General features: G+C 70.6%; 11 protein-coding genes. 7 read left to right on the plus strand and 4 right to left on the minus strand.

The genetic code is table 11. The features are described 5' to 3' along the window. The first annotated feature begins 114 nt into the window (after positions 1-114). Entirely contained in the window at positions 115-1,059 is a 945-nt protein-coding gene (locus tag C2L59_RS17585) for a cytochrome c oxidase subunit II (protein WP_199199124.1), read from the plus strand. A 92-nt stretch (positions 1,060-1,151) separates the two neighbouring features. Continuing rightward, positions 1,152-1,571, plus strand: coding sequence for a cytochrome c oxidase subunit 4 (locus C2L59_RS17590; RefSeq protein WP_103350596.1), 420 nt, complete (start codon positions 1,152-1,154; stop codon positions 1,569-1,571). 107 nt (positions 1,572-1,678) lie between these two features. Here C2L59_RS17590 and C2L59_RS17595 read toward each other — a convergent pair whose 3' ends face one another. After that, positions 1,679-2,638, minus strand: a complete 960-nt coding sequence (locus C2L59_RS17595) for a GlxA family transcriptional regulator (RefSeq protein ID WP_103350597.1) — start codon at positions 2,636-2,638, stop codon at positions 1,679-1,681. Between the two features lie 83 nt (positions 2,639-2,721). Between C2L59_RS17595 and C2L59_RS17600 the strand changes: the two genes are divergently transcribed. Then, entirely contained in the window at positions 2,722-3,642 is a 921-nt protein-coding gene (locus tag C2L59_RS17600; RefSeq protein WP_199199125.1) for a DMT family transporter, read from the plus strand. A gap of 22 nt (positions 3,643-3,664) precedes the next feature. Here C2L59_RS17600 and trpD read toward each other — a convergent pair whose 3' ends face one another. The 3 genes from trpD to C2L59_RS17615 all read right to left on the minus strand — a co-directional run bounded on the left by trpD (position 3,665) and on the right by C2L59_RS17615 (position 5,653). Then, complete coding sequence (gene trpD / locus C2L59_RS17605) at positions 3,665-4,699, minus strand: anthranilate phosphoribosyltransferase (RefSeq protein WP_103350599.1); 1,035 nt, start codon at positions 4,697-4,699, stop codon at positions 3,665-3,667. A gap of 5 nt (positions 4,700-4,704) precedes the next feature. Continuing rightward, entirely contained in the window at positions 4,705-5,115 is a 411-nt protein-coding gene (locus tag C2L59_RS17610) for a hypothetical protein (protein ID WP_103350608.1), read from the minus strand. A gap of 124 nt (positions 5,116-5,239) precedes the next feature. Next, positions 5,240-5,653, minus strand: coding sequence for a hypothetical protein (locus tag C2L59_RS17615; RefSeq protein WP_103350600.1), 414 nt, complete (start codon positions 5,651-5,653; stop codon positions 5,240-5,242). A gap of 95 nt (positions 5,654-5,748) precedes the next feature. Here C2L59_RS17615 and C2L59_RS17620 point away from each other — a divergent pair, with 95 nt between their 5' ends. The 4 genes from C2L59_RS17620 to C2L59_RS17635 all read left to right on the plus strand — a co-directional run. Beyond that, the gene (locus C2L59_RS17620) at positions 5,749-6,372 is read left to right on the plus strand and encodes a heme-copper oxidase subunit III (protein ID WP_063749462.1); all 624 of its coding nucleotides are present in this window, start codon (positions 5,749-5,751) and stop codon (positions 6,370-6,372) included. Positions 6,373-6,434: 62 nt separating this feature from the next. Next, positions 6,435-7,253, plus strand: a complete 819-nt coding sequence (locus C2L59_RS17625; RefSeq protein ID WP_103350601.1) for a c-type cytochrome — start codon at positions 6,435-6,437, stop codon at positions 7,251-7,253. Next, positions 7,250-8,404: a ubiquinol-cytochrome c reductase iron-sulfur subunit gene (locus C2L59_RS17630; protein WP_103350602.1), complete on the plus strand. Its 1,155-nt coding sequence runs from the start codon at positions 7,250-7,252 to the stop codon at positions 8,402-8,404. Before C2L59_RS17625 ends, C2L59_RS17630 begins: the two co-directional genes overlap by 4 nt. Beyond that, positions 8,401-9,343 (plus strand): cytochrome b (locus tag C2L59_RS17635; RefSeq protein ID WP_146060396.1); only part of this gene is annotated, 943 nt, incomplete at its 3' end. The genes C2L59_RS17630 and C2L59_RS17635, both read left to right, overlap by 4 nt.

Here is a 9,343-nt window from a genome sequence, read left to right on the forward strand (position 1 = left end):
AGTACCACGCGCGTCGAGGGTTACCCCTTGGTCAGCGGGATCGGCCAACTCGGCTAGGCTCCGCCTGTCACGAAGATCGGTCGTAGGAGGCTCTGGGTGAAAGGGCGAGGCGCAGTGGGACAACCCGAGCGCACCCTGGGGAAGCGGACCGTGCGCGTCGCCGCGCTGGCCGTGCTGGTCGCGCTGACCGCGACGGGCTGCTCCGGCGACGAGATCCTGCGGTTCGGCTGGCCCGTCGGTGTCACCGAGCAGGCGAACCAGATGCGCAACCTGTGGACCTGGGCCGTGGTGGCCGCGCTGGTCGTCGGGGTCATCGTGTGGGGCCTGATCTTCTGGACCGCGACGTTCCACCGCAAGAAGAAGACGGTCGACGGCGAGCCGGAGGAGCTGCCCCGGCAGTTCCAGTACAACATCCCGCTCGAGCTGTTCACGGTCGTCGTGCCGACGATCATGGTCTGCGTCCTGTTCTTCTTCACCGCGACGACGGAGTCGAAGGTCCTGGACAAGGTGCCCAACCCGGACGTCAAGGTCCAGGTCGTCGCCTTCCAGTGGAACTGGGAGTTCAAGTACGAGGACGCCAACGCGGCGAAGCCCGACGGCAGCGGCCAGGTCAGCACGGTCGGCTCGTCCGGCGAGATCCCGCTGCTGGTGCTCCCGGTCGGCAAGACCATCCAGTACGACCTGGTCTCCACCGACGTCATCCACTCCTTCTGGGTGCCGGAGTTCCACTTCAAGCGGGACGTCTTCCCGAACCCGGAGAAGAACAACCAGGACAGTTCCTTCCAGAACAAGATCGACCGCGAAGGCTCCTTCGTCGGCCGGTGCGCGGAACTGTGCGGCACCTACCACTCGGTGATGAACTTCGAGGTCCGCGCGCTGTCGGCGGACAAGTTCGACCAGTACATCGCGCTGCGCAAGCAGGTGAACCCGGCCACCGGCCAGACGTTCACCGCGGCCGAGGCGCTGGCGAAGATGAACTGCGGCGAGCTGTGCACCCCGCACGCGGTGACCACCCAGCCGTTCAACACCGACCGCACGGCACGCACGGCGTCGAACTGACGCCCCGAGCAGTGACATCCGGGGCTTCGCCCCGGGCCGGGGGCTCCGCCACCCGGACCCCCCCAAGCGGATAACAGGAGTAGGACAGACCCATGAAGGTCGAAGCCCGCATCTTCTTCATCGTGGCGATCTTCGCCGTGTTCATGGCGGCCGTGTACTGGGTGTGGACCGGCCTGGCCGCGACCCACGGGCCCGAGCCGGTCGGCATCGTCGCCCTGTTCCTCACCGGCGGCCTGGCGTTCCTGGCGGGCAGCTACATGCAGTTCGTCGCCCGCCGCATCGAGCCCCGCCCGGAAGACCGCGAAGACGCCGAAATCAGCGACGGCGCGGGCGAGATGGGCTTCTTCAGCCCGGGCAGCTACTGGCCGATCGGCATGGCGGCCACCGCCGCCCTCGCGGCCGTGGCGCTGGCGTTCTTCCACATCTGGCTGCTGGTGATCGCCCTGGTCGCGCTGCTCATCACGATCGGCGGCCTGGTGTTCGAGTACCACACGGGCCCGTCGCACGACTGAGGTTCCTTCGAGGCCGGCCGTCACGCTTTCCGCGTGGCGGCCGGTTCCGTTTTCAGCCGCGGAAGGCGGCACCGAGGGCGCGGTCGCCACCAGGTGCGTTGACCTGCTCAGCCGCGGAACGCCGTCCGGTAGGACGACGGGCTCGTGCCCCGCAGGCGGCTGAACTGGTGGCGCAACGCCGCCGCCGACGCGTAGCCGCAGGCCGTGGCGATGTCCTCCACCGACAGCCTGCCCGCCTCCAGCAGGGCCTGCGCGCGGTCCAGGCGCCGCTCGGTCAGCCAGCGGTGCGGGGTGGTGCCCGTCGCCGCCGAGAAGCGGCGCAGGAACGTGCGCTCGCCCAGGCCGCTGCGGCGGGCCAGCTCGGCCACCGTGAACGGCTGGTCCAGCCGCCGCTCCACCCACTCCAGGGCCTCCGCCACCACGGCGTCGTCGCCCGCCGCCGTCGCCGGGACCGGTGCCTGCACGAACTGCGCCTGGCCGCCCGCGCGGTGCGGGGCCGCCACCATCCGGCGAGCGAGCGTCGTGGCCGCGTCGACCCCGCGCAGCCGGCGGACGAGGTGCAGGCACAGGTCGACCGCCGCGACCGTGCCCGCGCTGGTCAGGACGCCGCCGTCGTCGGCGTACAGCGCCTGCGGGTCCACCTCGGCGGCCGGGAACCGCTGCCGGAACTCGGCTTCGTACACCCAGTGGACCGTGCAGCGGCGGCCGTCGAGCAGGCCCGCGTAGCCGAGGGTGAACACGCCCGCGCAGAACCCCGCCACCCACGCCCCGCGCCCGGCCGCGTCCCGCAGGACCTCCAGCACGGGGGCCGGCGGCGGCGCGGTCCGCGGCGCGCACGTCGGCACGATCAGCAGGTCCGCCGCCGCCGCGAAGTCCAGGTCCCGCAGGCCCGACAGCCCGAACCCGGACCAGCTCCCGACCGCGGCCCCGCCGGGGGAGCAGACGCCGAAGTCCCAGCCGGCGATGCCGTCGGCGCTGCGGTCGGTGCCGAACACCTCGCACGCGACGCCCAGCTCGAACGGTGAAACGCGGTCGGCGAGCACCACGGCGACCCGGTTGACGTCCATGCCGGCCAGTGTGTCACAAGTTTTGCGGCCATTGTCATCTCTGACACTGGTTGTCGCGCGCAAAGCCGACGAACCTGGTCGGCATGACGAACTCCGAAACCCGCCCGCTGCTCCAGTGGTCCGCGGCGATGGCGATGTCCGGCACGATCGGCGCGGTCGTCCTCGAGAGCGGCGCGGCCGCCCCCGCTGTGGCCTTCGCCCGCTGCTTAGTCGGCGGCGCGCTGCTGGTGCTCTGGTGCCTCTCCCGCGGCTGGCTGCAGTCGTGGCGCCCGTCCCGCCGCGACCTGGGCCTGGCCGTGCTGGGCGGGCTGTTCCTGGTCGGCAACTGGGTGCTGCTGTTCGCGTCGTACGCGCTGTCGTCGATCTCGGTCAGCACGGTCGTCTACCACACCCAGCCGCTGATCCTGGTCGGCCTGGCGGCGGCGTTCCTCGGCGAGAAGGTCGCCAAGAGCCACCTGGCCCGGGCCGGGGTCGCCTTCGGCGGGGTGGCCTTGATCTCGCTGTCCGCGCACGGCGAGGACGGCAAGCCGGTGCAGCTCGCGGGCATCGCGCTGGCCCTGGGCGCGGCCGTGCTCTACGCCGGAGCGTCCTTCGTCGCGAAGCAGCTGAAGCACATCCGCCCGCACCTCCTGGCCGCGGTCCAGACGACGGTGGGCGCGCTGGTGCTGGCGCCGACGCTGCTGATCACGCCACTGCCGTCGACGACCTCGGGCCTGCTCTGGCTGGTCCTGCTCGGCACCGTCCACACCGCGCTGATGTACGTCCTGATGTACGCGAGCATCGGCAAGCTGCCCACGACGACGGTGGCGCTGCTGTCCTACCTGTACCCGGTGGTCGCGGTGCTGGTCGACATCGCGTTCTACGGCCACCGGCCGAGCTGGCCGGAGGCGCTGGGCATGCTCGCGGTCCTGGCGGCCGCACTGGCGCCGCAGCGCAACCGCCGGCCCGCCGCCGCACCGGAGAAGCCGGCCGGTGCGGCGGCCGAGCCGAACGTCCGCTGCTGAGCGGGCGAGCGGGCCGAACGGGTCAGCTGAAGGCGATCCAGCGGTCCAGCAGCGCGGCCGCGGCGCCCGAGTCGATCGCTTCCGCGGCCCGCGTCAGCCCGGTGCGGAGGTCGTCCTCCAGGGAGTCCGAGAAGCCCGTGAAGGCCGCCAGCGCGGCCGCCGCGTTGATCAGGACCGCGTCGCGGACCGGGCCCGGCTTGCCGCCGACCAGCTCACGGACCACTTCCGCGTTCGCTGCCGCGTCGCCGCCGCGCAGGTCCTCCGCCGTCGCCCGGGGGATGCCCACCGACGCCGGGTCGAGGCTGCGTTCGGTGACCGTGCCGCCGGAGACCACCCAGACCGTCGACGTCGTGGTCGTGGTGATCTCGTCGAGGCCGTCGTCGCCGCGGACCACCAGGGCACGGGTGCCGCGGCGGGCGAACGTCTCCGCCAGCACCCGCGTCTTGTCCCGGTACGCGCAGCCGATCAGCGCGGCGCCCGGCTGGGCCGGGTTGGTCAGCGGGCCGAGCAGGTTGAACGTCGTCGGGATGCCCAGCTCGCTGCGCACCGGGCCGGCGTGCCGCAGCGCCGGGTGGAACGCCGAGGCCAGGAAGAACCCGACGCCGACCTCGGCCAGGCTGCGCTGGACGTCCTCCGGCGGCAGGCTGATCCGCACGCCGAGGGTCTCCAGCACGTCCGCCGCGCCGGACTTCGACGAGGCGCTGCGGTTGCCGTGCTTGGCCACCGGCGCGCCCGCCGCCGCCGTGACGATGGTCGCCATCGTCGAGATGTTCACCGAATTCGAGCCGTCGCCGCCGGTGCCGACGATGTCGACGGCCGGCCGGTCCAGCTCGACCCGCCGGGCGTGCGCCAGCATCGTGGCCGCCATGCCGGCGATCTCCTCGGGCGTCTCGCCCTTGGCCCGCAACGCCACCGCGAACCCGGCGATCCGGGCCGGGCTGGCGGCGCCGCTCATGATCTGGTCCATCGCCCACGCCGTGTCCTCCGCGGAGAGGTCGGCGCCCGCGACGAGCTGCTTGAGCAGGGGAGCCCAGGTGCGGGGGACCGGGGTGGTCACCGGGCTCAGCCGTTCACGACGGGGACCCGTCGCGCGCGCAGCACGTCGGCGACGGTCTCCGCGGCGGTCAGCGGGTCCAGCGGGTGCACCAGCACGGCGTCCGCCTGCGACCAGGTCGCCAGCCACCGGTCGTCCTTGCGCCGCACGGCGACCACGATCGGGGGACAGTCGGTGATTTCACTCTTCAGCTGGCGGCAGAGCCCGATGCCGCCGGTCGGCTGCGCCTCGCCGTCGAGGATGGCCAGGTCGACGTTCCCCGCGTCCACCTCGGACAGCACGTCCGCGACGCCGGCCGCCTCGACGTAGTCCACGCGCGCCAGATCGGCGGCGGGCCGCCGGCCGACCGCGTTCACGATCGCCTCGCGCACCTCCGCCTTGTGGCTGAACACCAGGACCCGCATCGACCGCTCGCCCATCAGGCACGCCTCCATACTCGTCACCGCACACTGCTGTTCGGGGCTCCGGGGGGCGGAGCCCCCGGCCCGGGGCACAGCCCCGGTTCAGCACTGTCTCCCGCGATCGTATCGGCCGAGACCGACATCACGCGGTCGGCTCCGGCTGTTGCGCGTCCCAGCCGAGCGCGTCACCGCCCAGCCGCTGCGCCAGACCGGCCATCCGGGACCGTTCCTGGGCGCAGTGCAGCGCGTCGAGCACCTGGACGCGCACCGCGAGCACCCGCGCCGGCTCGCCGTCAGGGGCCTGTTCCCGCAGCTCGTAGCCGTCCTGGGCGAGGATCGACGCCGCCTCGGCGAGCCGGTCCGGCGGCAGCAGCAGGTGGTGCCGCAGGACGGCCGGTGCCGTGCTGACCCAGTCGGGTGAAGCGGCGAGCACGGCGGAGTCCGCGACGACCGGGTCGAAGGCCTCGGCGACGATCTTCAACCCGGGCACATCGGCCGTCAGACCGGGCGTTTCGCGCTTCTTGACCAGGTCAAGCAGCCGGTCGAGTAAACCCATGAGTAGCTCTCACCTTCCCGGGCATCCGGTGTGATCGGTTACGCAGACGGCTCGCCGTGGACCCACCCGGCGGAGCGGCGGTGCGAGAGGACATAATGCGACGCGTGACAACGGCAGCTCCCACCATCAGTCAGCGGGTCCACTCGCTGAACCGGCCGAACATGGTCAGTGTCGGCACCATCGTGTGGCTTTCCAGCGAGCTGATGTTCTTCGCCGGACTGTTCGCGATGTTCTTCACCGTCAAGGCGCAGAACTCGTCCGGCCAGTGGCCGCCGCCGCTGCACGGCGAGGAGTTCCACCTCAACGTGGCGTACGCGATCCCGTTCACGGTGATCCTCGTGCTGTCCTCGCTGACCTGCCAGTTCGGCGTGTTCGCCGCCGAGCGCGGTGACGTCTACGGCCTGCGCCGCTGGTACATCATCACGTTGATCATGGGCGCGATCTTCGTCGGCGGCCAGGCCAACGAGTACCACAACCTGGTCGAAGAGGGGATGACGATCCCGTCCGGCCCGTTCGGCACGGTCTTCTACCTCGCGACCGGCTTCCACGGCCTGCACGTCATCGGCGGGCTCGTCGCCTTCGTGTACCTGCTCATCCGCACGAAACTGAGCAAGTTCACGCCCGCCCAGGCCACGTCGGCGATCGTCGTGTCCTACTACTGGCACTTCGTCGACATCGTGTGGGTCGGCCTGTTCGGTGTGATCTACCTCCTTCCGTAGGTCGCACCCAGCCGCCACCACCTTCACCATCGGCCTGAACTGACAGCAAGGGTTGCCGCAAGATGACCACCAGCACGAAATCCTCGGAGCGCCGCTACCGCGCGCGGTCGAAGCTGCGGAGGCGGTTCGCCGGCCTGCTCGCGCTCGGTATCGCGCTGGTGGGCGCCGGCGCCCTGTACGCCGTGTTCGCCCCGGAGCCGCAGACCGCGCAGGCCCAGGGCACGCCGGCGCAGCTGCGCCTGGGCGAGCAGGTCTACAACAACACCTGCATCGCCTGCCACGGCGCGAACCTCGAGGGCGTGCAGGACCGCGGGCCGAGCCTGATCGGCATCGGCGACGCCGCGGTGTACTTCCAGACTTCTTCGGGCCGCATGCCCGCCGCGCGCCAGGAGGCGCAGGCCGAGCGCAAGCCGCCGAAGCTGACCGAGGCCGAGATCGACGCGGTCGGCGCCTACATCCAGGCGCACGGCGGTGGCGTCCAGCGTCCCGCCGAGAAGGGCGAGGCCCTGCGCGGCGACGACCCGGCCCGCGGTGGCGAGCTGTTCCGCCTCAACTGCGCGTCGTGCCACAACTTCACCGGCCGCGGCGGTGCGCTGTCCGCCGGCAAGTACGCGCCGAACCTGGACCCGGCCAACGAAGAGCAGATCTACACGGCCATGCTCACCGGCCCGCAGAACATGCCGAAGTTCTCCGACCGGCAGCTGACGCCGGAGGAGAAGAAGGACATCGTCGCCTACGTGAAGTCGGTGTCGGACGGCAACAACAACCCGGGTGGTAACGGCCTCGGCGGGGTCGGCCCCGCTTCGGAGGGCGTGATCGCCTTCATCGTCGGGATCGCCGCGCTGATCGGCGTGACGTTGTGGATTGGATCGAAGGCATGAGTGCCGAGGGGCCGAAGCCGCCGACGGAGGCGGAGCTGGCTGAGATGGACCGCGACCAGCTGGTGAAGCTGGGCGGGCAGCTCGACGGGGTCGAGATCGTCGAGTACCCCACCCCGTGGCCCGTGGAGGGCACGCGGGCGGAGAAGCGGGCCGAGCGCCTGGTCGCGTTCTGGTTCGCGCTGTCCGCGCTGGCCGGGATCGGGTTCGTCGTTTCGCTGATCTGGTGGCCGTGGAAGTACGAGGCGCCGGACAACGAGAGCGGCCACTTCTGGTACAGCCTTTACACCCCGATGCTCGGCCTCACGCTCGGCCTGGCCATCCTCGGCCTGGGCATCGGCGTGATCCTGTACACGAAGAAGTTCGTGCCCGCCGAGGTCGCGGTGCAGCAGCGGACCGACGCCGACGGCGCCGGATCGACCGAGGTCGACCGCGCGACGATCCTCGCGCACCTGGCCGACGCGGGGAGCCGCAGCACCATCGCCCGCCGCTCGCTGATCAAGCGCTCGGCGATCGCCGGGGCCGGCGCGCTCGGCCTCGCGGCCGCCGCGCTGCCGGTCGCGTCCTTCATCAAGAACCCGTGGAAGGACAGCGAGTCCCGCGACTCGCTCTGGCACACCGGCTGGAAGCCCAACTTCCCGGGCGAGAAGGTCTACCTGCGCACCATCTCGGGCTCGATCGAGGAGGACGTCAAGGAGGTCCGCCGGGTCAAGGCCGAGGACCTCGACGCCGGCGCGATGGTCACCGTCTTCCCGTACCGCGACAGTGAGGCGCACGACGAAGAGAAGCTGAACGCGGCGCTGACCCGGGTCGACAACCCGGTCATGCTGATCCGCCTGCGCCCGACCGACGCCGCCAAGGTGGTCAAGCGGGCCGGCCAGGAGGACTTCAACTTCGGCGACTACTACGCGTACACGAAGATCTGCAGCCACGTCGGCTGCCCGACCTCCCTGTACGAGCAGCGGACCAACCGCATCCTGTGCCCGTGCCACCAGTCGCAGTTCGACGCCCTCCACTACGCCAAGCCGATTTTCGGCCCGGCGACGCGACCGCTGGCCCAGCTACCGATCACGGTGGACGAAGAGGGATACTTGATCGCGCGAGGCGACTTCATCGAGGCCATCGGTCCGGCCTTTTGGGAGCGTAAGTCATGAGTTCACTCACCACGCCGACCAAGGGCTCGAGCGCCGTGGAACGGCACCTGGGCGAGGCCGCGAACAACGCCGACCAGCGGTACCAGCTGGCCAAGGGTCTGCGGCACCAGATGAACAAGGTGTTCCCGACCCACTGGTCGTTCCTGCTGGGCGAGATCGCGCTCTACAGCTTCATCATCCTGCTGCTGACGGGGGTGTACCTGACGCTGTTCTTCGACCCCTCCATGCAGGAGGTCGTCTACCACGGCAGCTTCAAGAACCTGCAGGGCATGGAGATGTCGCAGGCGTTCCGCACGACGCTGGACCTCTCCTTCGACGTCCGTGGCGGGCTGTTCATGCGGCAGCTGCACCACTGGGCGGCGCTGATCTTCGTGGCGTCGATGGCCGTGCACATGCTGCGGATCTTCTTCACCGGCGCGTTCCGGCGTCCGCGTGAGGCGAACTGGGTGATCGGCGGGCTGCTGCTGATCCTGGGCTGCTTCGAAGGCTTCTTCGGTTATTCGCTGCCGGATGACCTGCTTTCGGGTACCGGGATCCGGGCGACGCTGTCGGGGATCGTGTTGTCGGTGCCGGTGGCGGGGACGTGGATCCACTGGGCGTTGTTCGGTGGGGAGTTCCCGGGGGATCAGATCATCCCGCGGTTGTACACGCTGCACATCCTGTTGCTGCCGGGCATCATGCTGGCGCTGGTGGGGGTGCACCTGGCGTTGGTGTGGTATCAGAAGCACACGCAGTTCCCGGGGGTGCGGCGCAAGGAGTCCAACGTGGTCGGGGTGCGGATCATGCCGTACTTCGCGCTCAAGGGCGGCGCGTTCTTCACCCTGGTGGTGGGGGTGCTGGCGTTGATGTCGGGGCTGTTCCAGATCAACCCGGTGTGGAACTTCGGCCCGTACAACCCGGCACAGGTCTCGGCCGGGTCCCAGCCCGACTGGTACATGG

It is taken from the genome of Amycolatopsis sp. CA-128772 (assembly GCF_002904295.1).
In the GTDB taxonomy this organism is placed as follows: domain Bacteria; phylum Actinomycetota; class Actinomycetes; order Mycobacteriales; family Pseudonocardiaceae; genus Amycolatopsis.